The 22999-nt window shown below is 40.1% G+C and carries 21 protein-coding genes; 11 read left to right on the forward strand and 10 right to left on the reverse strand.

Annotation, left to right across the window (positions count from 1 at the left end; translation table 11 throughout):
• Positions 1-37: 37 nt before the first annotated feature.
• The 5 genes from P1X15_RS29990 to P1X15_RS30010 all read left to right on the forward strand — a co-directional run bounded on the left by P1X15_RS29990 (position 38) and on the right by P1X15_RS30010 (position 5732).
• Positions 38-2449: an ABC transporter permease gene (locus P1X15_RS29990; RefSeq protein ID WP_277341818.1), complete on the forward strand. Its 2412-nt coding sequence runs from the start codon at positions 38-40 to the stop codon at positions 2447-2449.
• Positions 2450-2545: 96 nt separating this feature from the next.
• Positions 2546-2959, forward strand: coding sequence for a hypothetical protein (locus P1X15_RS29995; protein ID WP_277341819.1), 414 nt, complete (start codon positions 2546-2548; stop codon positions 2957-2959).
• 16 nt (positions 2960-2975) lie between these two features.
• Positions 2976-3440 (forward strand): hypothetical protein, encoded by a 465-nt coding sequence (locus tag P1X15_RS30000; RefSeq protein ID WP_277341820.1) that lies wholly within the window; start codon positions 2976-2978, stop codon positions 3438-3440.
• Positions 3441-3496: 56 nt separating this feature from the next.
• Positions 3497-4375, forward strand: coding sequence for a winged helix-turn-helix domain-containing protein (locus P1X15_RS30005; protein WP_277341821.1), 879 nt, complete (start codon positions 3497-3499; stop codon positions 4373-4375).
• 151 nt (positions 4376-4526) lie between these two features.
• Positions 4527-5732 (forward strand): hypothetical protein, encoded by a 1206-nt coding sequence (locus P1X15_RS30010; protein ID WP_277341822.1) that lies wholly within the window; start codon positions 4527-4529, stop codon positions 5730-5732.
• Positions 5733-5812: 80 nt separating this feature from the next.
• Here the strand turns inward: P1X15_RS30010 and P1X15_RS30015 are convergent, their stop codons facing one another.
• Entirely contained in the window at positions 5813-6910 is a 1098-nt protein-coding gene (locus P1X15_RS30015) for a chorismate mutase (protein WP_028664200.1), read from the reverse strand.
• 125 nt (positions 6911-7035) lie between these two features.
• Between P1X15_RS30015 and P1X15_RS30020 the strand changes: the two genes are divergently transcribed.
• From P1X15_RS30020 to P1X15_RS30035, 4 genes are all read left to right on the forward strand, one after another.
• On the forward strand, positions 7036-8244 hold the full coding sequence (locus P1X15_RS30020; protein WP_277341823.1) for a proline dehydrogenase family protein: 1209 nt from the start codon (positions 7036-7038) through the stop codon (positions 8242-8244).
• A gap of 9 nt (positions 8245-8253) precedes the next feature.
• The gene (locus P1X15_RS30025) at positions 8254-9075 is read left to right on the forward strand and encodes a lipoprotein signal peptidase (RefSeq protein ID WP_277341824.1); all 822 of its coding nucleotides are present in this window, start codon (positions 8254-8256) and stop codon (positions 9073-9075) included.
• A 308-nt stretch (positions 9076-9383) separates the two neighbouring features.
• The gene (locus P1X15_RS30030) at positions 9384-11738 is read left to right on the forward strand and encodes a TonB-dependent receptor (protein WP_277341825.1); all 2355 of its coding nucleotides are present in this window, start codon (positions 9384-9386) and stop codon (positions 11736-11738) included.
• A gap of 34 nt (positions 11739-11772) precedes the next feature.
• On the forward strand, positions 11773-12693 hold the full coding sequence (locus P1X15_RS30035; protein WP_277341826.1) for a DUF4249 domain-containing protein: 921 nt from the start codon (positions 11773-11775) through the stop codon (positions 12691-12693).
• Here P1X15_RS30035 and P1X15_RS30040 read toward each other — a convergent pair.
• A complete protein-coding gene (locus P1X15_RS30040; protein ID WP_277341827.1) occupies positions 12690-14186 on the reverse strand; it encodes an ATP-binding cassette domain-containing protein in 1497 nt (498 codons plus the stop codon). The two genes, P1X15_RS30035 and P1X15_RS30040, sit on opposite strands and share 4 nt — an antisense overlap.
• A gap of 215 nt (positions 14187-14401) precedes the next feature.
• Here P1X15_RS30040 and P1X15_RS30045 point away from each other — a divergent pair, with 215 nt between their 5' ends.
• Complete coding sequence (locus tag P1X15_RS30045) at positions 14402-15619, forward strand: acyl-CoA dehydrogenase family protein (RefSeq protein WP_277341828.1); 1218 nt, start codon at positions 14402-14404, stop codon at positions 15617-15619.
• A 50-nt stretch (positions 15620-15669) separates the two neighbouring features.
• Here P1X15_RS30045 and P1X15_RS30050 read toward each other — a convergent pair whose 3' ends face one another.
• Together P1X15_RS30050 and P1X15_RS30055 are read right to left on the reverse strand one after the other, a co-directional pair.
• Positions 15670-16392, reverse strand: a complete 723-nt coding sequence (locus P1X15_RS30050) for an SIMPL domain-containing protein (protein WP_277341829.1) — start codon at positions 16390-16392, stop codon at positions 15670-15672.
• A 76-nt stretch (positions 16393-16468) separates the two neighbouring features.
• Positions 16469-18448: a family 10 glycosylhydrolase gene (locus P1X15_RS30055; protein ID WP_277341830.1), complete on the reverse strand. Its 1980-nt coding sequence runs from the start codon at positions 18446-18448 to the stop codon at positions 16469-16471.
• A 295-nt stretch (positions 18449-18743) separates the two neighbouring features.
• Here P1X15_RS30055 and P1X15_RS30060 point away from each other — a divergent pair, with 295 nt between their 5' ends.
• Positions 18744-19277 carry a DUF6155 family protein gene (locus P1X15_RS30060; protein ID WP_277341831.1) on the forward strand — a complete coding sequence of 178 codons (534 nt, stop codon included), beginning with the start codon at positions 18744-18746 and terminating at the stop codon, positions 19275-19277.
• Between the two features lie 11 nt (positions 19278-19288).
• On the opposite strand, the gene P1X15_RS30065 is transcribed toward P1X15_RS30060, so the two are convergent.
• From P1X15_RS30065 to P1X15_RS30090, 6 genes are read right to left on the reverse strand one after another with little or no spacing between them, the layout of a single operon-like run.
• Positions 19289-19510, reverse strand: a complete 222-nt coding sequence (locus P1X15_RS30065; protein WP_277341832.1) for a hypothetical protein — start codon at positions 19508-19510, stop codon at positions 19289-19291.
• A gap of 12 nt (positions 19511-19522) precedes the next feature.
• Positions 19523-19765, reverse strand: a complete 243-nt coding sequence (locus P1X15_RS30070) for a hypothetical protein (RefSeq protein ID WP_277341833.1) — start codon at positions 19763-19765, stop codon at positions 19523-19525.
• Positions 19766-19812: 47 nt separating this feature from the next.
• Positions 19813-20802: a hypothetical protein gene (locus tag P1X15_RS30075; protein WP_277341834.1), complete on the reverse strand. Its 990-nt coding sequence runs from the start codon at positions 20800-20802 to the stop codon at positions 19813-19815.
• A complete protein-coding gene (locus tag P1X15_RS30080) occupies positions 20802-22277 on the reverse strand; it encodes a DUF3696 domain-containing protein (RefSeq protein ID WP_277341835.1) in 1476 nt (491 codons plus the stop codon). The genes P1X15_RS30075 and P1X15_RS30080 overlap by 1 nt, the downstream gene beginning before the upstream one ends.
• Before the next feature lie 5 nt (positions 22278-22282).
• Entirely contained in the window at positions 22283-22726 is a 444-nt protein-coding gene (locus P1X15_RS30085; protein WP_277341836.1) for a DUF86 domain-containing protein, read from the reverse strand.
• The gene (locus tag P1X15_RS30090; protein WP_277341837.1) at positions 22713-22991 is read right to left on the reverse strand and encodes a nucleotidyltransferase family protein; all 279 of its coding nucleotides are present in this window, start codon (positions 22989-22991) and stop codon (positions 22713-22715) included. The genes P1X15_RS30085 and P1X15_RS30090 overlap by 14 nt, the downstream gene beginning before the upstream one ends.
• Positions 22992-22999 lie beyond the last annotated feature (8 nt).

The following is a 22999-nucleotide window of genomic DNA, read 5'->3' on the forward strand; positions in this document are numbered from 1 at the left end:
TGCGTACCTTGCAAGGCCATTTTAAACGCACAAAACCATGCTTCAAAACTACTTCAAAATTGGTTGGCGCAACCTCCTTAAAAATAAGGTATTTACCCTTATCAATATCCTTGGCCTATCTGTTGGGCTTACTTTCGCGCTATTGATTGGCATTTTTATCTGGGATGAATCGCAGATAAATACTGATTTGAAAAATATCGACAATCAGTATGTACTACACAGCAAGTGGAAGCAGCCCAACATGGGTATGGAAATTACGACCTTAGCTCCTTTAGCCAAAACCCTTAAAGAGCAATATCCGAGTTTAGTCGAAAATTATTATCGTTTTGATGGCGTATCGACTACGGTTTCCAAAGCCAACAAAAACTTCAGAGAGGATATACAAATTGGAGATTCTACTTTGCTGACTATGTATGGCCTTCCGCTCTTGCACGGTGATGCGCGTACGGCTCTCAATAAGCCTTTTTCGGTCATTCTTTCTCAAAATACCGCCTTGAAATATTTTGGCAAAACGGATGTGGTAGGCCAAAACATTCAAATTGAATCTTTTTCAAGAGAAAGAAAAGATTTTATGGTAACAGGGGTGTTGGCTCCTATTCCTTACAACTCCGTGACCCAATTTGTAAGTACCGAAATACCCATCCTTCTACCAATGAGCAGTTTGGGGTATTTTGGACGTGATGCTTCTATTACCACTTGGGACAACGCCTACATCGTCAACTATGTAGAACTTAAAAAAGGAGTACGCCCTGCCGAACTTCAGAAACCGATTGCGCAGCTTATTGAGAGTCATGCGTCACCTTTGATAAAAGCTAATTTAGAAGTCACACTCAAACCCTTAAAGACGATATATCTCGATAGCAACAATGCCCTTATTCGCAAAACCTTGCTTACCCTGAGCCTCATAGCGGCGTTTATTGTCTTTATGGCCATTGTCAATTTTGTAAATATTTCCATAGGAAGCTCCTCGACCCGTCTCAAAGAAATTGGCGTTCGGAAAGTGTTGGGCAGTAAAAAAAATCAGGTAATGGGTCAATTTTTGACCGAATCCACCCTTCTGGCGCTTTTTAGTGCGTTTTTTTCCTTGGTACTATACCAACTTACACGCCCTATTTTTGGGGAAATTGTTGGTAAAGAAGTGCGTTCTATTTTCAGCGCTCTGCCCTTCTTTATGATAAGCGCTCTAGTACTCGGGCTCGTAGTGGGTCTGATAGCTGGTGCCTATCCTGCTTTTGTACTTTCTTCTTTGCCCTCGGTGGATTCTATAAAGGGAAAACTAAAAACTGTCAAAGAAAAACATTTCTTTAGGTATTCACTGATGAGTACCCAATTCTGCATTGCTTTGTTTGTGTTTGGGGCAGCGGTCATTATCTCTCAGCAAGTGAGTTATTTCTTCGACAAAGACTTGGGCTATTCAAAAGAGTCTATCATATGGGCAGCGGTACCGCGAGATTGGTCGGCGGCGGGAGTTGAAAAAATGCAAACCATTCGCAAAGAACTCACTCGCTTACCAGATGTACAGGAAGCAACTTTGTCTTTTGAGATTCCTAACGGAAGAGCAGGCTTTCAGGCAGGGCTTTTTCGAGTCGGGCAAGATTCTACCCAAGCCGCTTTTGTCCCTATTTTACAAACAGATGCCCATTTTGCAAGTACTTACCAAATTCCAATACTCAGTGGCTCTTTTTTTCGCCCTGTTGACTCCTCCAATCCTACCGACCACATTGTATTGAATGCCAAAGCTACCAAAGCCTTGAATTTTGCCTCTCCCGAAGCTGCCGTAGGGCAGCGAGTCAGGTTACAGGGATTTGCGCAGCCCTTCACAGTAATAGGCGTAAGCGACGACTTCCACTTCCAATCTATGCGCGACAATATCGCCCCTCTTGTTTTTATTCATCTCAATACTCTTAACAACTACCGCTATTTTTCATTCAAAATCAAATCGAAAGCCCTCAATAAGTCCATCGCTAGCATTCAAAAAAAGTGGAATGAATTGCTGCCTGGTGCGCCTTTTGAGTTTAGTTTTTTGGATAATATGCTTCAAAACTTATATCAGGCAGAAATAAGGCTAAAAAAAGCGGCGCAACTCTCCACTACGCTCGCTATTGTGATTGTGTTGTTAGGAGTCATCGGTATGGTATCGCTGAGTGTAGCTCGCCGCACCAAAGAACTCGGCATCCGCAAGGTATTGGGCGCCTCAAGCATCAGTTTGGTAATGTTGTTTTTGAAAGAATTTTTAATCGTCATTAGTATTGCCTCATTAGTGGCTTTGCCTTTGGTTTTTATTGTCATGAACCAATGGCTCCAAAACTACGCCTACCGCATCGATATTGGCTGGGTTTCTTTGATAAGCATTACGTCTACCTTAGGAATTTTGATTGTTTTTTTGGTAGTTCTTCAAACTTTCAAAAGTACTTTAATCAATCCTATAGAGTCTTTACGGTCAGAATAACAAACTTTTACATTTCGTTTACATTCTTTTACAGGGTATTTTCTTGTGTTTGGGAAGGGCAATCTATTTTTGTTTCGAACAAAATCAACCAACACAATGAAAACAATCAAAGCACTCATCGGAGGGATTTTTCTCTCTAGCCTGACCACCGTTTGGTGTCAGGGACAAAATCTTTTTAACAGCTGTTCGGCAGCTTTTTTGGACAACAAACTCGTCGTAAACGAATACTCTCCTACTGGTAAGTGTACACTTTCGCAAACCGCCAAAGGTACCCTTACCGTGGCTGAGGCTACCTACAAAAATAAGCAATGGCATCAAACTGCTCCTGTCGAATTTATGGTAGCAATCCGCGACAAAGACACCCACACCTTGACTAGCTTTTCAAAAGAGATTTATCGTTCGCTTGATATTCAAAACGTGATGAAACTCTGCCGGAAAGGTGACCGTATTGTACTTCTCACAACAAGTACTAAATATGCGCTGCCTCACAATGAAATTTTGGTTCAATAAATAAACTTTTATCTATATGAAATCATCCATGCATGCATGGGCTGTTGCGCTGTTAGTGACAATCACCCCTAGTGTTTTTGGCTTTACCGATGATTCAAACGACAATAAGCCTTTTGTAAGCTCGCTTGTTTTGAATGGAAAGCCCCTCGATTATGCCCATTTTTCGGTGATAAGCAAAGGCAAATTATCGCTTATCAAAGGCAACCCCTATGCTTTGGAATCCTCCACCAAAATTCCCTTTCGGATTTATCTCAAACGCGGCCATGAAAGTCTAAATGCGGGCTTATCGTCTACTACTCGTAAAGTATATGAGGTCGAAATAGCCCACATTTTAGATTTAGCCAGATTTGGTGATGAACTTGTCATCGAGCCCATTCATAAAAACCATCCTACTAAACATACGATTAAACTCACGCGTTTTTTTGCCAATGATATTTTTAGACCGCTTTTTTGGAAAAACAAAACAGGTGACGGTTGCTAAAAATTTCTGTTTTTGCTACATTTAACAAAGAATCAGATGTTGAGGGTCATAAAACTATGATGGATAAATTGGTAATAGTAGCTTCCTTTGTAGGGTTAAGTCTATTGTTTGGGGCCTCAATTTGGGATACTTCAAACAACCCAGCTCGGCTCGACGAAAAAGTAAATCTTGCCCTACGGCGTACGGGTCATTATCTATTGTTGGCTAGTGGCGATTCTACCTCCAAAATCCCTGTTGTAAAACAAACAAGTCCCACTGCTTTTGTTTTACAACTCAATAACACCTTCAATTACAATCAATTACCGTCTATTTTACAAGAATCTCTCAAGTTACATCAAATCTCGCTCAACTACGATGTAGTAGTGCGAGATTGTGACACGCAAGAGCTTCAATTAGGTTATAACTACCTAGACTATACCAAAAACCATGAAGTCCCTTGTGGCGGGCGCAACCAAGACAAGGGATGCTTTTATGTCCAAATAATTTTTGAAAATTCTAAACCTACCGCACCTGCGCCTCTAGCAAGCTGGTCGGCTCTAGGCTTAGGACTCATCATGCTAGGCGGCACTTATATGATTTGGCGAAAAAGACAACCTATACAGCCCTTTCTCTCTCCTATTGCTTCTTCTCTCACCTCTGAGCTTATCAATGTGGGTCAATCCACTTTTGATATTGAAAATCAAGTAATCTATACTAATGGCATTAAACATAATCTCACTTATAGAGAGGCCAAACTACTTCATTTGTTTGTGACCCACCCTAATCAAGTCCTAGAGCGAGATTTTATTCTCAAATCAGTATGGGAAGACGAAGGCATCATAGTAGGCCGTAGTATTGATGTCTTCGTATCGCGTTTGCGAAAATTGCTTCAAGAAGATACATCTCTCAAAATTGCGGCGGTCCACGGCGTAGGTTATCGATTCGAAACTACCTGACAATCTTCTCATTTCAACAATACACTTTCCTTAAAATAGGGAGGCGTGTATGTAAAAAGGTTTTTTTTAATGCGCAAATTTGCAACAATGTTGCAAAAACAAATTTTATCGTTTTATATTTGCAACATTGTTGCACAAATAAAACGTATCCATGAAAAAACATTTCTTACCTTATCTAACAGTCGCTTTAGCAAGTACACTTATCATAAGCTGTAACAAAACCAGCGAAGTAAATCCTTCTGATGATCCATTGGAATACAAACACTTGCGGGTAGTAGTCAATGATGAACTATCAAAAGAAGTCTTTTTGATAACTCCTCGAACGGGCGAAACCCAAAAATTTGAAACGGCATTTCCGAAAGCTTCACTTTATGTAACTGAGTCTGGACGGTATGCAAGTGTAGTACATCGGGAAAACAATCTTGTTCAATTCTTTGATTCAGGTCTTGAGTACCACGGTGACCACATTGATGTAAAAGGCACTCCTAAATGGGCTGCTATGACAGGAGAAAGTTTAGCACCTACTCATTTTAAAAGCAAAAGTGATGAAGTATTGCTCTTTAATGATGGCGACGGTACCTTGAGTGTAGGAAAAGAAACGGACTTCCATAACACGGGAGCCAAGCTCAAAACCATTAATGCTAGCAAAACGGCACACCATGGAGCGATGACCAAATTTAACAATGGCAACTATGCTGTTACCGAAAAAGACGGCTCTGTAGCTGGTGTTTTACCCGAAAGAGTACGCATTATCAATGCTTCTGGGCAGGAAATTTACAAATCTACTGTCCAGACAAAGGGAATCCACGGAAATGCTAGTGACGGCAATGTGTCAGTATTTGGTTCGGCTAGCGGAATTTTGGTAGTAACTCAAACTGGAGAGCAGCGCCTTATTGCACATCCTTCTGATTTTGGAACAGCCTGGTTTGGTACGATTTTAGAAGCCACCAAATCACAAAAATTCATTGGATATACCGCCGCCAAAGGGGCTTATGTGATTGACGTTGTTGCAAATACGGTAACTCCTATTGTACAAAGTACCGACATCATGCAATGCAAGGTGGATTATGCTGGCAATCGCCTTGTAGTATTGCTGCATAGCGGCGAAGTGCAGATTTTTAATTTGAGCAACAACACCTTGCTAAAAACAGGCAATGTGGTATCCGCCATCCAAAAAGACGAAGTACAAAAACCTCAATTGGAAGCAACTGATAAGTATTTGTATATCACTCAACCTAAAACAGGCGAGCTTCTACAAATTGAAATTGCCAATCTTACCAACAAAAAAACGATTAAAGTCTCCTCAACCCCTTACCGCCTCACGCTCCTCGGGCATGAAAGTAGTGAAGACCACTAATGTCCATGAAGCATAATCAATAAAAAAGCCACCTTCTTACGACAGGTGGCTTTTTTATTGATTATATTATTATCAACGGCCTAAACAGCAGGAGCAGAGTTCATCACTTCTGTTTGTTTACGAATAGAGGCCATGTGAATCAATTCAAACAATTCTTCCACAAAATCAGGATAAAGGTTCAATTGTTTTCCTAAATCTGCCCGATTTTTGCGAAGTTGACGCCAACGATCCATTTGTAAAACTGCTACGTTGTTGTCACGCTTGTACTCACCCAATTGCTCAACCAACGACATACGGTGGCTCAAAATTTCAAGCAACTCACGATCCAGATTATCAAGCTTGCCACGGAGGTTTTCCAAATTGCCTTGGTAATCAGTACCGTATTCAGCTTTACGAACGTGAAGTTCATGGAGCATTTCGCCTAGAGCGGCAGGGGTCAACTGTTGAGCAGCATCTGACCATGCTTTATCTGGATCGCGGTGCGATTCAATAATAAGCCCGTCGTAGTTCAAGTCTAAAGCACGTTGTGCTATTTCAAACAAGTAAGCGCGTTTTCCGGCCATGTGGCTAGGATCACCAATGATAGGCAATTCAGGAAACATCGTTTTCAATTCGATAGCGATATTCCACATGGGCGAGTTACGATACTTGGTTTCTTGGGCATTAGAAAACCCACGGTGAATCGCTCCCAGTTTTTTGATTCCAGCGCGATTGATACGCTCGAAAGCTCCAATCCAAAGAGCCAAGTCTGGATTGACAGGGTTTTTGATCAAAACAGGCACATCCACACCTTGCAACGCATCCGCTAAATCTTGAACATTGAAAGGATTAACGGTGGTACGAGCTCCTATCCACAGAATATCTATTCCATATTTGAGAGCTAGTTCTATATGTTGAGGGGTAGCTACTTCCACAGCCACAGGCAAACCTGTTTCTTTTTTTACAGCAGCGAGCCAAGGCAAAGCAGCCTCTCCCATACCTTCAAAACTTCCGGGGCGCGTGCGAGGTTTCCATACGCCTGCACGAATAACGTTTGCATACCCTTGAGCTTTGATTTGGGTTACGGTTTCCCAAACTTGCTCTTCGGTTTCGGCACTACATGGGCCGGCAATGACGAGCGGCTTACCTCCCGTATCAACCCACGTGCTCATCGGTAAAACTTCCAAGGTGGCACTCATAATAGAGAAAAATTAAAAGAATTAATTAAGTACAACAATCTGATATTAACAATTTGAATGCTAAGCACAACTTTTGTAATTTTGCATTTGTTTTATTGTTATAACAACAAACACAACTAAAAACTATGTCTATAAGTGTTGCTTCTCCCCAAAAGGGTGTTTCATTTGAAGACACTTCGGTAGCCTTTTCGTCTAAGTCAAATTTTCAGCTCAAAAAAACCTTTTGGCTATTTGCTTTGATGAATCGAACTTGGCTTGTAAAATTAGGAACTTTTTTTATAAAACTTGCTCTTTTATTACGACTTCCTATTAAAAATCTTATAAAATCAACTCTCTTTGGCCAATTTTGTGGAGGTGAAAATATAAAAGAGTGCGAAAAAACCATACAAAATTTGGCAAAATCCAAAATAGGCACTATTTTAGACTACTCTGTTGAAGGAGAAGACAATGAAAAGAGTTTTGATAAAACCACCAGCGAAATTCTGCTAACAATCGAAAAAGCCAGTCAATCAGACGCTATCCCTTTTTCTGTTTTTAAAGTAACGGGTATTGGCTCAACGGAGCTTCTTGAAAAAATCCAATCCGGTCATCCACTTAGCTCCGAAGAAGAGGCTGCTTACGACCGCCTCAAAGACAGGGTTGATTCTCTATGTAAAAAAGCGCATGATTTAAACGTCAAAATCTTCGTAGACGCCGAAGAAAGTTGGATACAGGGGGTGATTGATGACTTGACTTACAAGGCAATGGAAAAATATAACCTCGAAAAGCCCATTGTCTATAATACTTTCCAGATGTATCGTCACGATATGCTAGAAAACTTTCAGAAAGCTACTCGTGAAGCTAAATCCAATGGGTACTTTTTAGGAGCAAAACTAGTCAGAGGTGCTTATATCGAGAAAGAGCGCTTCCGCGCTCACGAAAATGAATACCAAGACCCTATCAATGCTACCAAAGCTGATACAGACGCAGACTATAACAAGGCTATTCTATTTTCTCTTGAAAATCGTGACACTGTTTCTATTTGCCTTGGCACTCATAATGAGTATAGCTGCTTGTATTGTATAGAATTGATGGATAAACTTAATATTCCACACAACGACCCACACGTATGGTTTGCCCAACTCCTCGGCATGAGTGACAACATCTCCTACAATCTCGCTCATGCTGGATATAATGTAGCAAAATACGTTCCTTATGGACCAGTGGAGGCCGTCATGCCCTATTTATTTCGCCGTGCAGCAGAGAATAAATCCATTGCAGGACAGAGTAGTAGAGAATTTTTGCTCATTAAACGCGAGGTACAACGTCGCCACCAACAGAAAGTTGTCCATTAACCAAAAGTCATGACTCAATCTCAGAAAAATCCTCTCAAGTATTTTTTATTTGCGCTCCTACTCATCGGATTAGACCAAGCCTCTAAACTGCTCGTTCATCATTATATGTCACCGGGCTTTGCTGGTCAAATCCGCCTCATTGGCGATTGGCTCAAGCTATATTATGTCACCAACCCTGGCATGGCATTTGGAATGCAAATCGACCACGAATATGGTAAACTTTTCCTGACGGTTTTTCGACTAGGGGCCATGGTCTTTATTGCATGGTATATGATTAAACTCGCTCAGAAGGGGGCATCTAGTGGTCTTCTTTGGGCAATGTCTATGATTTTGGCAGGTGCTATCGGCAACCTTGTAGATAGTATTTTTTATGGTGTTCTTATTGGAAATGCTCCTTATGGCTCGCCTACTCCTTGGTTTCATGGACAAGTAATCGATATGGTATTTGTAGACTTTTGGGAAGGATTTGTGCCAGAGTGGGTTCCTGTATGGGGCGGACAATACTATACTACACCTATCTTCAACTTTGCTGATGCTTGCATTTTTGTAGGGGTATGTATTATTTTGGTTTTTCAAGGCACTTTCTTCCCCAAATTGGAGGAAGAAGATGAAAAAGCCTCGACAGAAGACGAAATCACTTCAGAGGAGCCTTCTACCGAAAACACATCTGCTCATGTCTCATCTTCGGCAGAGCATGATATTTCTCTTGAATCTAATAAGTCGAGTCTGGCCTCGGAAACTCCAAAACCCGAAGAAATTTCTCATTTAGAAGAAAATAGTCCGGTCGTTTCCAATACTCCGCCACCCTTAACTGACGATACAAACAAGTAATATCTTAAGTATATACTGCTATTTCAAAAACCTGTATTACTGCTTAGGTAGAATACAGGTTTTTGGTATGGTTAATAGCATATTTTTGGGGGCAGCTTTTGATTTGTAGCTCAAAATCATTATCTATTTCTTCCCGTTTACGCTAGTTTTATGGCACTTCATCCCAATTTTATCTTATTTTTTTAAACAAAAAGGTAGGTTTGTATCGTTTTTATATAGAAAAAATACAAACTAATCAATTCTCCATGAGGGAACCATCAAAGTTAGATGTCATGAAATAGACCATCAAAAACTTTTATCATACAGCTATGAAACACTTATTATTCCTTTTTGCATTTTTTTCCACCACCCTTTTAGCCTACTCCCAAGAAAAAAAGACCATAAGTGGCTACATCAAAGATGCTACCAACGGAGAGAGTCTTATTGGCGTATCCGTATATGTCCGCGAAATTGGAAATGGTACCGTTGCCAATGATTACGGATATTATGCGCTCTCCCTCCCCTCAGGAAACTACACACTGATATTCAACTACTTAGGGTATGAAAAAGTAGAAAAGAAAATTGACTTAAAAAATGATTTGAAACTCAATATTGAGCTCAAAGATGAAAGCCTTAAACTTCAAGAAGTAGTAGTAAAAACGACCAAAGAAGACGAAAATGTAAAGAGTATAGAGATGTCGGTTAATAAAGTAGAGATGAAAACTATCCGACAAATGCCCGCTTTGCTCGGAGAAGTAGACATTATAAGAAGCATACAATTGTTGCCTGGTGTGACAAGTGTAGGAGAAGGAGCAAGTGGCTTCAATGTAAGAGGAGGAAATATCGACCAAAATCTAGTGTTGCTTGATGAAGCTCCCGTTTTTAACTCCTCTCACCTATTCGGCTTCTTTTCCGTTTTCAATCCTGATGCTATCAAAGATGTCAAACTTGTAAAAGGAGGAATCCCAGCCCAGTACGGTGGTCGCATCTCCTCTATTTTGGATGTACGACTCAAAGAAGGGAACGCCAAAACTAGGGAAATAAACGGTGGGATAGGGACTATTTTTTCAAGATTAAGCTATGAGCAGCCTTTTGCCAAAGGCAAAGGATCTTTTATTGTAGCGGGTCGCAGGTCTTACATAGACGTATTGGCAAAACCCTTTCTGAGTGGTGATTTAAAAAACTCTCGTTTTTATTTCTATGATCTCACCGCCAAAGCCAACTACCGTATCAATGATAAAAATACGATTTATGCGTCGGGCTATTTTGGGCGTGATGTATTCGGAGCAGACTTTGGGTTTGATTGGGGCAACCAAACAGCTACTGCCCGTTGGAATCACCTTTTTAATGACAAGCTCTTTCTCAACGCTACGACTTTTTATTCTAACTATGACTATGGATTGGAGTCAGATCGCAATAATACAAACACTTCTGGTGACAAATTCAAATGGAATTCCAATATCCAAACATGGAGTATAAAACCTGATTTTACGTATTATCTAACCCCCAACAATACAATCACTTTTGGAGGGCAGTATATCAACTATACCTCTAGGCCAGGTACAGCCCTTGCTCTTTCAAACGGGGAAGAGCGTACAATAACCCTAGACACTCGCTATGCCGACGAATCTGCGCTTTATGTTGGCAACGAGCAAAAAGTCAACAATTGGCTATCTTTCCAGTACGGCATTCGTTATTCCTATTTTCGTAATCTAGGCCCTGGCACCAGTTTTGAGTTTTTAGAAGTAGAAAAAGGCGAACGCAAAATTCCAATTTCAGAAAATAAATATGAAACAGGAGTTATCAATACTTATGGAAATTGGGAGCCTCGGTTTTCGGCCAAAATCGAAGTTTCACCAGCGGCTTCTATCAAAGTAAGTTACAACCGTACTGCTCAATATTTACATTTGCTCTCCAATACTGCTGCAAGTTCTCCGCTTGATGTATGGACCTTAAGTTCAAAAATCATCAAACCCCAAATTGCTGACCAAGTGGCATTAGGTTGGTTTCAAAACTTACAGGACAATATGTATGAGGCCTCATTAGAGATTTACTACAAAGATCTCCAAAATCAAATAGATTATGTCCGCAATTCGGACCTTTTATTGAATCGCTATCTTGAAGGGGATTTATTATTTGGCAATGGACGCGCTTATGGAACCGAATTTTATATAAAGAAAAATCGGGGTAAACTGACTGGCTGGCTTAGCTATACTTTGGCCCGCACTGAACGTAAAATAGAAGGCATCAACAGAAATGATTGGTTTCCGGCACGTTTTGACAAAACCCATAACCTATCCGTGGTGGGTCTATATCAACTTAATGACCGCTGGAGTTTTTCTACTAACTTTGCTTTTAATACAGGTACACCTGCTACTTTCCCTACCAATCGATTTGAATGGGGCGAGTGGGCTCTCCCACACAATGTCAACGATTCGCGAAATGCCGCCCGGATTCCATCTTATCATCGCCTTGACCTAGGTGCTACTCTCAAATCCAAAAAGAAACTTTTTGGAAAAGGCCAGGGTGAGTGGGTATTCAGTGTATATAATGTGTACAATCGCCGTAATCCTTTTTCGACTTACCTCCGCCAAAACGAAAATAATAATCTTCAAACCGAAGCAGTGCGGTATTCAATTATTGGAAGTGTAATACCCGCTGTTACCTATAATTTCAAATTTTAAGCAATCTTTCAAGATTTCAACCATATACATAGCCATGAAAAACAGACTCGCATCTCTCTTTATTTTATTGCTTGCTTTGGGGAGCCTCGCAAGCTGCGAAGATGTGATAGATTTAGATATCAAATCAGGTGACCCACAACTAGTTGTAGACGGATGGATTACGAATCAAGCAATCGAACACAGTATTCGCTTGACAGAATCAGCACCTTATTTTGACAATAGTCCAGCTAAACCAATCTTGAACGCCTCGGTGGTAGTCACTGATGATAAAGGGGGAATTTTTAATTTCAAAGATGCAAAAAACAATGGAGTTTATATATGGAAGCCAAGCACTTCTACCGATACTTTGGGCCATATAGGAAGGACATATACCCTCAATGTCAAGTTTGGCAATGAAGAATATACCGCAGTAAGTAAGCTAAATCGGGTTCCTAAGATTGATTCTTTAACCTACTTTTTTGATAAACTCCCTGTAGCGCCTTCAGATGGCAAGCCCCAACAAGGATATAAGCCTGAGTTTTTTGCCCGAGACCCCGTGGGAGCGGGTGATTGCTATTGGATCAAATCATTCAAAAACGGCAAGTATTTCAATAAAGCAAGTCAGATTTCTACAGCCTACGATGCGGGCTTTAGCCCCGGAGGCAATAGTGACGGATTGATTTTTGTTTTACCTATCCGCCAATCCATTGTTCCTTTTGATGAGTTTTTGGTAGAAAAAGACACTATAAAAGTAGAGCTTCATAGCTTAACGCTTGAAGGGTATTATTTTATCAATCAAATCAGGATAGAATCTACTAACGGCGGGCTGTTTGCGACACCACCTTCTAATATTTTTAGTAACATCAAAAATTCAAATCCGAATGGCCGTAAAGCCTTAGGTTTTTTTGGTGCTGCGGGCGTAAGTTCTTTTCAGACGGTAGTCGATCCCAAACAAGCGCGTCCTAATATTTATTAAACCACTTTGCCCTCTGCCAATCTCAAAGTGTGGGTAACACAGCTTGGAATTTCGTGAGGATAATGGGATACGTAAATCAACGTACGCTCAGAAGAAGCACAAATAGTATCTACGACGGTTTTGAAGTGTTCTACTGTGGCAAAATCTAAACCCTGACAAGGCTCATCTAAAATAAGAAGGGGGGGATTTTTGACCAGTGCTCTCGCCAACAACACCAACCGCTGTTGACCTTTAGAAAGATTTTTAAAAAGCTTTTCCAACAAATCTGCCACTTGGAGCCACTCCGCTACAAGGTGGGTTTGTTGGATCTGTTGTTCGGTCAGTTTACGAAAATAAATGCCCGTCGCATCAAAAAAACCTGAGGCAATGGTTTTAAAAACCGTCGTTTCTTGCGGAAAATAAAGGTGCAACTCTGGCGAAACATGCCCTATTTTACTTTTGACATCCCACATGGAGGGTCCACCGCGCTTTTGGTCAAACAAATCATAATCATTGGCAAAACGTTGAGGATTGTCGGCGGTGAGGATACTGAGTAAAGTAGATTTTCCCGAACCATTAGGCCCCACCAAAGCCCATTTTTCACCTTTCTTCACCTTCCAGTTTACATTATCTAGTACTTTTTGGGAGCCATAGGTCACGTTGATATTTCGGAGATTTACAGCATATTCAAAAGCTAAACTTTGAAGATTTAGAGTTGTGCTGCTGTGAAGTTGAGGGAGTTTGATTTCTGTGGCTTTAATCTCTTGTTTTTCAGAAGATTCATGGTTTTGGTTGTGCAGCTTCTGGGATTTTATTTTACCATGATCTAATTCCAAAATATGAGTTACGCTCTCAGGGATTTCAGATGTGGATGTTACAAAAATCACCAATACCCCCGCTTCCTTGAGTTGTTGTAAAGCACTTCGCAATACATCTCTAGAGTGCACATCAAGCCCCGCAAACGGATTATCTAAAAGCAGGATTTTGGGCATTTTGAGCAACGACCTACATAGCATCATCCGCCGGGTTTCGCCATTGGAAAGCGTCACAAAAGGGCGTTCTAATAAATGATTTATAGAGAGTAGCTCTGTCAATCGGAGCAATTCTAATTCACTTATTTCTGAAGGTGCTAATACGACCGACTGCTCATCGACCGTACCTACGGGTTTGAGTTGATTGGTGAGCACCTCTCTTACCGAAGGAGCTATGGCTGCTTCATAGCTATGAAAACGTTGTTGATAATATTGAGCAGCTGATTTTACAATTCGATTAAAAGAATAATCAGACGGAACCAACTCTGCTACTTTCGATAACAAAACACCTCCATAATCATGTGTAATTTTACCTCGCCATACGGGCCATTTACCAGCCAAAACCTCAATGAGCGAAGACTTACCACTGCCGTTGGGACCTATGATAGCCCATTGCTCACCCGTCTTAAAAGTCACCTCTAATTCTGAAAGCACCACTGTATCGTAGCGACGTACAAAAGCATTTTGAAGAGAAATAAACATCAGTACCTAACTTGAAATTAGGGGGTAAAATTAGGCCAAATACTTGATTATATCTTGCTAACTCAGATTTCTAGTAGCGTTTTTACGTAAATTTTGCCTTCAGTAGATTAAAGTATAAGGAATTCATTTGACCGATTTTTCTTCCTTTTTCCAACTATTTTATTTTTTATATTTGGAAAAATATTCGGCACGCATAATAAACCCTTGCCTTATCTATGGAACCAATTTTTGCGACGGAACGCACTCTGAAACTGTTGCCCCAAATCAAAGCCTTTATCGAAAACGAGCTTTATCCCTTAGAAACACCTCATTTTTTGACCCATAATTTTTCGGAGGTAGAGCCTATCCTCCAGCAAAAACGGCAATTGGTCAAAAAAGCAGGTCTATGGGGGCTTCATTTACCCAAAGAAGACGGCGGCCTTGAACTCACTCTCTGCGAATTTGGACAAATCAGCGAAGTGTTAGCAAGTTCTCCTTTCGGGCATTTTGTGTTTAACACCCAAGCGCCTGACATCGGCAATACCGAATTGATGCATAAGTACGCTCACCAGCACCTAAAAGAACGTTATCTCAAACCTCTCATGGAAGGCGAAATAAGGAGTTGTTTTAGCATGACCGAGCCCGAATTCGCAGGTTCGAATCCTACTCGTATGGGGACTACGGCTCTCAAAGAAGGGAGTGATTATGTCATCAATGGTCATAAATGGTTTACGAGTTCGGCAGACGGGGCGGCTTTTGCCGTAGTGATGGCCGTCACCAATCCTGACGCCGCTCCTCACAAACGGGCTAGTCAGATTTTGGTTCCTATGGATACCCCTGGCGTAACCCTCGTCAGAAACATTCCAATCATGGGTCATGCGGGAGATAGCTGGGCAAGTCATGCCGAAATGCTTTATGAAAACGTAAGAGTACCTCTAAACAATCTTATCGGAACCGAAGGAAGTGGTTTTTTACTGGCACAAGAGCGATTAGGACCTGGTCGGATTCACCACTGCATGCGTTTTATTGGAATAGCGGAGCGAAGTTTCGATTTGATGTGCCGCTATGCCGCCAAACGCGAACTCGAAGAAGGCAAAATGCTAGGCGATACCCAGTTTATACAAGGGTTTATTGCCGAAAGTCGTGCCGAAATCGATGCCGCGCGGCTACTTGTTTTGCGTACAGCCCACAATATCGATTTGTCGGGGGCAGCGTCGGTACGGGATGAAATCTCAATGATTAAGTTTTTTACGGCCAATATGATGCTCCGAGTTATTGACCGCGCTATCCAAACCCACGGAGGTTTGGGAATGACAAGCGATATTTTGCTTTCGTATTGGTACACCCACGAGCGCGCTGCTCGTATCTACGACGGAGCCGACGAAGTCCATAAATCAGCCCTTGCTAGAAGTATCCTCAAAAATTACGGTTTAGACGTTCGTCGTAAAGCATAAAAAGCCCAAGCGTTTTGGAAACGCTTGGGCTTTTTAAAAGATTATCTCAGTTATTTGATTCTAAAAGTAGCATTCATCCGGTAGCTGTACTTGATTTTTTGATATTCAAGGGCATCACCACCTTCAGGAGCAGCGTCAGCAGCCATTAAGCGTACGTTGTATTGGGCTTGTTTGTACATCGGATATACACTGCCTTCTTCTACTTCATGAATTTCAAGAACTTCGCCCAATTTTTCACCAATTGATTCTAACAAATAGCCCGCTTTTTCTTTGGCAGCTTTGAGTGCATTGATTTTCACTTGTTTGCGAAACTCCTCTTTCTTTGAATGCTCAACACGGCTCATGTTTACATACTCTACTCCACGGTCATCTACTTTGGCCATCAAGTCGTTGATGTTATTAGCATTTGAGAGCTTGAGTTGGAATTGTTTTGCTGCCAAAAAATGTTGGGGTTTCTTTTTACCCGTCCATTCGCGATAGCCCGTCACTCCACTCACCGATAGGTTTTCTTTGGGAAGACCCGCACTTTTGACGGCATCTATAAGCTGCTTCTCAAGCACTTCTAGTGCCACTTTATCTTTCTGATTTTTTTCGTCTTTAAAATACTCTTTCAGCGAAATCGTGAAATAAAGCTCGTCAGGTACGATTTCGAGTTCGGCGGTGCCAGTTACTTCAATTTTTTTGATAGGTTCTTTGTCCACGGCTGTAGTAGTTTGAGCAAAAATAGAAGTGCTATAGGCAATCAATAAAGCACTTAATACGAATCGTTTCATGGTAATTATAAAATTTGTTTGTGCGCTTTCAACGAAAAAATCAGTGCAAATCTTGCCTTTCTTTTGTTAATGATTCCTAACGCTTCAAAATAATCTTCGCCGTTTTTTGGGTTTCACCGGCCATCAGACGCGCATAATAAACGCCATCACTTAAAAACTGTCCATTGAACTTTACAGAATAAGTACCTGCTTGTTGGGGTTGGTTAACAACCAACGCCCCCACACGTGTGCCTCGGGTATCATACACATAAAGAGAGACTTCTGCGGCGGCGGGTAAGCGATAACGAATACCTATTTGTTGATTAAAGGGATTTGGAAATATTTGCAAAAACTCATCTTGAGTTTCATTTTCTTGAGAAGCCGCCGCAACAGTTTCTTTTTCATCAGTAGCTGCAAGTTCTTCGGGCTCTTCTGTTGCCTCTTCTTCTTCATCCATAACTGCGGCAGCTACCGACTCCATAGGTGCTTCTGTTTCGGTAGGTACTTGCAATTGAGTAGCTATAGGCAAAATTGGTTTTTGTGGTTCTTCCTCTATTTCTACTTCCCGCTGCCCTGTCATAATACTCACTACCTCTGTGGGAGGGCTTTCGTTGTGAAGACGATTAAACGCACTTACCGTATAATTATACTTAGTGCGAGGTTTGACATTTTTATCAACAAAACTAAAAGATGTTTTTCCTTCTTCTCTCACCACTATAGTCCGAATGGCCTGTGCTGTTCGGAGGTCAATAGAAGCGTGATTAGCACTGCGATAAATCACAAAATAGCGCGCTTTGTCGCGTTCGGAGTTGGTTTTATAAGGATAAGACCACTGCAATGTCACAGTATTATTGTCATTGAGAGAGGTAGTTACTTCTTCTGGTTTGGGGGGAGGAGTCGTATTTTTCCAAGGCATAGTTGGCACAAGGGCAGGTGCTTGGTACACATCTTCACACAAGGCATCACAAAAACGATTAGGGTTGTTGCGAAGGATTTTGGCACTAAACAAAATACTACCATGCACATTTTGAAATGTCCGATTGTATTTGATTTGGTTAGGGACTTCTTGGGGGCGGCGCCAATTGGCGTCACTATTGACTTTATACACCCCATGACCGATGTACAGGTGTTGGTCAGAAACGTTGTCGTTCCACCAAGGTACGATGTGAGTATAGTTAGCGGAGTTGTTGCCCATACTCCAGTATACCTGAGGTGCAATATAATCTACCCACCCTTCCTGAATCCACTTACGAGAATCGGAGAAATTGCCCGAATATGCTTCAAAACCGCGAGAATTAGAACCTTCAGAAGAACTACTACGATTGCGCCAAATTCCAAAGGGCGATACGCCGAATTTGACCCAAGGCTTGACCTGCTGAATACTATCTGCTACGGTTTTGATAAGCAGGTTGATATTGTCACGACGCCAATCGGCCTTATCTGTAAAACCACGATTGTATTCTTCAAAAGTAGCATCATCTTTGAGTTTGAGACCCGCTTGAGGATATGGGTAAAAATAATCGTCGAAGTGAATCCCGTCAATATCATAACGACGCACTACATCCATCACTACCTTGGTCACAAACGATCGCACTTCGGGTCTTCCTGGATCAAGAAGACGTAGAGGCCCATACGCCAGTAACACATCAGGGCGGGTTTTTGCGACGTGATTAGGCGCAATCGACGCCCTCCTAATGTCCGTAACCGCACGGTAGGGATTCATCCAAGCATGGATTTCGATATTACGCTTACGACATTCCTGAATGGCAAAAGCAAGTGGGTCATAGCCTGGGGAGCGCCCTTGCTGCCCCGTGAGCCACTCCGACCACGGTTCTAGTTTACTATCATAAACAGCGTCGCAAGCATTACGAATCTGAAAAAAAACAGCATTGAGTCCACGTCGCTGAATCATATCTAGCAAGTCTCGTAATTCTTGCTGTTGTTGAGCAGCTGGGAGTCCTTTGGCCGAAGGCCAATCTACATTGCCGACATTGGCAATCCACACACCTCTAAATTCCCTTTTAGGCTGCGCCCATAAAGAGAAACTTACCAAAAACAGAAGTAAAATCTTTTTCAACGGCATCGGTTCAACGTTCATACTGCACCTTTCCTCAGATTTTCTAAGAAACGAGTAACCCTTATTCTTTAGCAAAAATCGTACAAAAGTAACGTCCATCTTCTAAAATATAATACGTAGTTGATAACAAACCTCTATGAATAACCTTTTGAGAGGGCACTTCTATGCAAAGGATATTCGTAACAATCCCCAAAACATCATCAAATACGTAAGAAAACAACGGAAATGATATAATACTTTTGGCCGATAGTGTTATTTTTGGATTAGGTTACTACTTTTCTACTCACAATACTTTATGGCTCAAAAAAGCAAAACCACTGAACTCAAAAAGTACCTTGCCGAAATGAATGAGGAGGCACTTCGCGCAGAAATCTTGAAATTGTACCAAAAGCTGCCGCAAGTGAAGGATTACTATAACCAAGATTTGATGAGCGAATCAGAACGGCAAGCGATGCTAGACACTTACAAAAAGAAAATCTATCGTCAGTTTTGGACGCCTTCTGGCAACCCCAAAGACCCAAGCAACGCCGAAATCAAGACATTGGTGTCCGAATTTGAGAAAGTAGCCGCTTTTCCTTATGATATTATTGATTTGTTGCTGTATCGCGTAGAACTCACAACTGAGCACGCCAATGAATTTGGTGGAGCAGCCGATGCCAACTATAATGCTTCTACGACGATGTTTAAGAAAGCAATGAAACTCATTCAGGCAAACGGCTATTTGTCGTATTTCCAGCAGCGAATAGAAGCTCTTTTCCAGTTCGACAATCTTGATTACTGGTACATTATGGACTTGGAGAGTGTGTATGAGGAGTTGAAGGGGGAATAATTTTAATTAATCTATTGGGGTTTTTGTATTTCTTTCTTAAAATCAGCCCAAGTGCGTTTTGGTATCTTTCCCTCTTTCATTAGTTTTACCTGCTTTAGGCTTTCCTCAATCTCTTGCATAAGCGTGGGGGATTGGCCTTGACTGTCTTCGTTGATAATCAGCGCTTTGAGTTCTTCACGGACACGTTTGGGGAGAACTTTGTATTGTTCGTAAATAATTTGTGCAGTGCTCATGGTTTGTCTGTTTTATCTAAACAAAGATAATGGGAAATCTTTTAAATTTCTTCTGGATAGGTTACTCTTCCCAGCCTTTGGGAGCCAAATCAAAATAGGTAGGATAGCCGACGTGCTAATCGGCATTTCTTCCAACAAGTCCGCCGCTTTGGGGTCTTTGGTAATGTAGTAGCGCGTACCGCCTTTGGGAGTTGCTACCGCTCTGATATAGGCCGTAGAGCCTTGGCGGTTCGTGTGGGAGAGGTAGTGGGGCATGGCTAAATGGCTATTTCCAGAGTAAAGAAAGGGCAGAGAGCGAGTAATTAGGTTAGGAGTGGATTAGTAAGAGGAGCACCTATTTTAGTTGTGGAAGAATTACTAACAAGGCCTTTTATTGTCTCAAGCATTTGAGAGGCTATTTCTGACCACTTCGTATCATTATATATGCAAGCATGTGAATTTAAATTTAGAATTGTTGGGCTATTTAGTTTTACACTTCCATTTGCGTCAAAATAATTATTGAAAGAGTTTCCAGAAGTAATAAACTGACTGTTTGTTATAATTACCCTATCATGAAAATTTGACCTCGAATTTAATTTTATTACAGAAGCATTTTTTAAGGAGTCAAATTTTGAGTTTTTCAATAATTTTTCAATTTCATTACAAGTATGGATTTTTGGTATACTTTTTTTATCTTTATAGGAATCTTCAAAGTAAATAAATGTTATATCAACAGGATTGAATGGTAAGAGATTTTCAACCATAGAAATAGCTGATTTTGTTTGCCATGGATTTGCAAATAAATAATTATCAACAATCACTAATGAATGAAAAGGCAGTAACTTCTTTTTTAAGTATCTCCAACTATTAAGTCTATTGCTAAAATTTGGGTTATTTGTTACAGGAATTGCTTCATAACCAGTAATTTGTTTTAATGTTTGTGTATTTTTAAGCTGATAGCTTGGTAACCCTTTTTGATTGAGTTGAGTTTTTAAAGTGTTGTTGAGAGATGTTATAAAAAAGAAAGGAAAAGGTTTGGTATTTAATGGTAATTCTTCTTTTTCCCAGTTCTTAAATTTGATAGAGTCATCACCTTGAAGATATCTATCTATCAAATTCCTAACCAACCCATCTGTTTGTATTAAATCAATATAATCCTCTTTTTTCCCACTCAATGCCACATCGGTATGCCTATCTAAAAAACGATAAAGAGCTATACTCGCAAGGAACTCATCTGCAAAGAAGTCACGCGGAAAGGTTTCGATAAATTCTTTCAAAAAACCTTCAGACAAAAAAGAAGTAATATTAGCCATTAGTTTAAATATTCACCAGTTAGTAAACTTGCCATTAAGCGTCCTGCCTCATCTAAAAATCCTTTGCCAAACCCATCCGTTAAGCGACCATCTTTTTTAATTTCAATCTTTTTAACTAAGAATTCGTCGGAAGTATCATTTGGGTCTTTAAAATAATAAACTACAATATCTTCAGGTCTTACCTCACCCTTCAAAACCAAATACTGAAACTTACGAATCATGTATTCGCTGTGTGTTTCAATTAAAAATTGTGTATTGGTTTGCTTTGAAACGGATGAAAATAAATCAGCAAGCTTGCTTTGTAGATTAGGGTGTAGGTTTATTTCAGGTTCTTCTAACATTATTATTGAATCATTTTCAAAAATTTCCCCATTATAGCTTACTTGATTTTTATGAGTGTGAATCATCAGTTTAAAAAATAAAGATATAAGCTGTGTGTAACCATAACCAAAATTAGTAAGAGCAAAATCGTCGATATTAGGAAAATAACTACCTTGCTCCTGATTGAATAATGAACCAACTTTTCCCTGTATACCGAAGTATTTAGTAAACCCATCAAAAACATTTTTAACTTCTGTGTTTTGCGACGCTTTGTGGAAATCTATAAGCAGTTGTTTGAATTTTGAGTTGTCACTTTCGGTATATATTCTTTTTTGTTCATTTTGACTGCTTGACCAATAATCTATTCGTTTAAAGTAGTTTTCAATGGCTTTACAGGAATAACTATTGTCAATATTTTCATTAATACCCATAGTATGTAATACTCTATCAGCAAGTTTTTTAATGTCTCCTTCAAAGTGATTTTTTGAAAACCAGTATTGAAATGATACTCCAGCAAAGCTATGCACTTCATTTTTAAAGCCGTCGGGAATATTTTCAATTTTATCTCCATCCGACACAAGCTCATTATAAAATTCAACATTAAAAAATATAGAATCTGGATTAATTCTCAGAAGACTCTTTTTGGTAGAGATATTCGAGTCAAATATCTCTATTTTATGGCTTATATTTGCTTCATCTTTTTTCGAGTCAATTTTAAGTGTAAGCTTATAAATTAAAGTTTTTTTATTAATCTCATATGGAATCTCAAAACATATTTCATTGTTACTACTACCTCGAAATTTAGTACCTTTAGGGCTATTTAATCCATGTATATTTCCGTTAAATTCAAGATTTTTGGAATCAAACCTTTCGTGGTATGAAGGTCTAATAGTTGCTTCTGCAAAAATAAACCCATTTTCATTCTTATCTGTTACAATCCTATTGTCACTGTATCCATTGTAAGTGGAATCAAACTTTGGTGGGAGTAAATCCTTATCAAAGTTATCTTTTAATAATAAAAATGCTTTTAGTAAGGAACTCTTACCACTATTATTTGGCCCTGTCAGCACGGTAATAGGTGCAAAGTCAAACCATGTATAATCTTTAAATACGCGGAAGTTTTCTAATCCAAATCCTTTGAGGTAGGTTTCCATGATTTCTATATAAAGAATTCAAAATTGACGTGTTTATAAAAAATGCTATTTTGAGCTGCTTGGCACTCATTTATGTCAAAAAGGTCGGCAGCGAAACCTTCTTTTAAAATAGCCTCAAGGGCCGTTTTGAATGTTGGTAAGTCATTACTAACCACATCGAAAACCATTTCATAGTCTATTCCAGTGTAATCATGCGCTATTCGGTTGCGAAGACCACGAACTTGCCTCCAAGGAATAGACGAATACTTTGTTTTTATTTCATCTGATATTTTACCGACATACTCGCCAATGTTAGAGAGCAAAAGTAAACTGGCATTAAATCTCACTTGGTCGTCTGCCATGAAGAAATCTTGGGCATTGTGAAAATCTTTAGAATATACCGAAATTTTTCCTATTGATTCCAATATGACGAGTAGTGGTAATAAATCTCTATTTCTATTTTCGGACATACTTCAACTCTTTTTGGGCACGATAAAGAATGATAGGGTCAGCGTATTTGCTTGGAACAAGGTCTATTTTTAGTCCTAAAATCTTGGTTAGCCGCCTTTTGAGCTTTTGCCGCATGTTAAAATCTAAATCTTGTTCTAACAAAAAGTCAATGTCATGGTAATCTTCACCACGTGCAAATGACCCAAAAACGCCCAGTTCGGTTATACCAAAAACTTCGAATACCTTTTGTTGTCGTAATATACTTTCGAGCTCTTGTAATGTCATAGGTATAG

The sequence above is a fragment of the Runella sp. MFBS21 genome, assembly GCF_029433105.1.
In the GTDB taxonomy this organism is placed as follows: domain Bacteria; phylum Bacteroidota; class Bacteroidia; order Cytophagales; family Spirosomataceae; genus Runella.

What these genes read in the sequence shown, in the direction of transcription:
- P1X15_RS29990 (WP_277341818.1), top strand. Translation starts at nt 38, where the DNA reads ATGCTTCAAAACTACTTCAAAATTGGTTGGCGCAACCTCCTTAAAAAT.
- P1X15_RS29995 (WP_277341819.1), top strand. Translation starts at nt 2,546, where the DNA reads ATGAAAACAATCAAAGCACTCATCGGAGGGATTTTTCTCTCTAGCCTG.
- P1X15_RS30000 (WP_277341820.1), top strand. Translation starts at nt 2,976, where the DNA reads ATGAAATCATCCATGCATGCATGGGCTGTTGCGCTGTTAGTGACAATC.
- P1X15_RS30005 (WP_277341821.1), top strand. Translation starts at nt 3,497, where the DNA reads ATGATGGATAAATTGGTAATAGTAGCTTCCTTTGTAGGGTTAAGTCTA.
- P1X15_RS30010 (WP_277341822.1), top strand. Translation starts at nt 4,527, where the DNA reads ATGAAAAAACATTTCTTACCTTATCTAACAGTCGCTTTAGCAAGTACA.
- P1X15_RS30015 (WP_028664200.1), bottom strand. Translation starts at nt 6,910, where the DNA reads ATGAGTGCCACCTTGGAAGTTTTACCGATGAGCACGTGGGTTGATACG.
- P1X15_RS30020 (WP_277341823.1), top strand. Translation starts at nt 7,036, where the DNA reads ATGTCTATAAGTGTTGCTTCTCCCCAAAAGGGTGTTTCATTTGAAGAC.
- P1X15_RS30025 (WP_277341824.1), top strand. Translation starts at nt 8,254, where the DNA reads ATGACTCAATCTCAGAAAAATCCTCTCAAGTATTTTTTATTTGCGCTC.
- P1X15_RS30030 (WP_277341825.1), top strand. Translation starts at nt 9,384, where the DNA reads ATGAAACACTTATTATTCCTTTTTGCATTTTTTTCCACCACCCTTTTA.
- P1X15_RS30035 (WP_277341826.1), top strand. Translation starts at nt 11,773, where the DNA reads ATGAAAAACAGACTCGCATCTCTCTTTATTTTATTGCTTGCTTTGGGG.
- P1X15_RS30040 (WP_277341827.1), bottom strand. Translation starts at nt 14,186, where the DNA reads ATGTTTATTTCTCTTCAAAATGCTTTTGTACGTCGCTACGATACAGTG.
- P1X15_RS30045 (WP_277341828.1), top strand. Translation starts at nt 14,402, where the DNA reads ATGGAACCAATTTTTGCGACGGAACGCACTCTGAAACTGTTGCCCCAA.
- P1X15_RS30050 (WP_277341829.1), bottom strand. Translation starts at nt 16,392, where the DNA reads ATGAAACGATTCGTATTAAGTGCTTTATTGATTGCCTATAGCACTTCT.
- P1X15_RS30060 (WP_277341831.1), top strand. Translation starts at nt 18,744, where the DNA reads ATGGCTCAAAAAAGCAAAACCACTGAACTCAAAAAGTACCTTGCCGAA.
- P1X15_RS30065 (WP_277341832.1), bottom strand. Translation starts at nt 19,510, where the DNA reads ATGAGCACTGCACAAATTATTTACGAACAATACAAAGTTCTCCCCAAA.
- P1X15_RS30070 (WP_277341833.1), bottom strand. Translation starts at nt 19,765, where the DNA reads ATGCCCCACTACCTCTCCCACACGAACCGCCAAGGCTCTACGGCCTAT.
- P1X15_RS30075 (WP_277341834.1), bottom strand. Translation starts at nt 20,802, where the DNA reads ATGGCTAATATTACTTCTTTTTTGTCTGAAGGTTTTTTGAAAGAATTT.
- P1X15_RS30080 (WP_277341835.1), bottom strand. Translation starts at nt 22,277, where the DNA reads ATGGAAACCTACCTCAAAGGATTTGGATTAGAAAACTTCCGCGTATTT.
- P1X15_RS30085 (WP_277341836.1), bottom strand. Translation starts at nt 22,726, where the DNA reads ATGTCCGAAAATAGAAATAGAGATTTATTACCACTACTCGTCATATTG.
- P1X15_RS30090 (WP_277341837.1), bottom strand. Translation starts at nt 22,991, where the DNA reads ATGACATTACAAGAGCTCGAAAGTATATTACGACAACAAAAGGTATTC.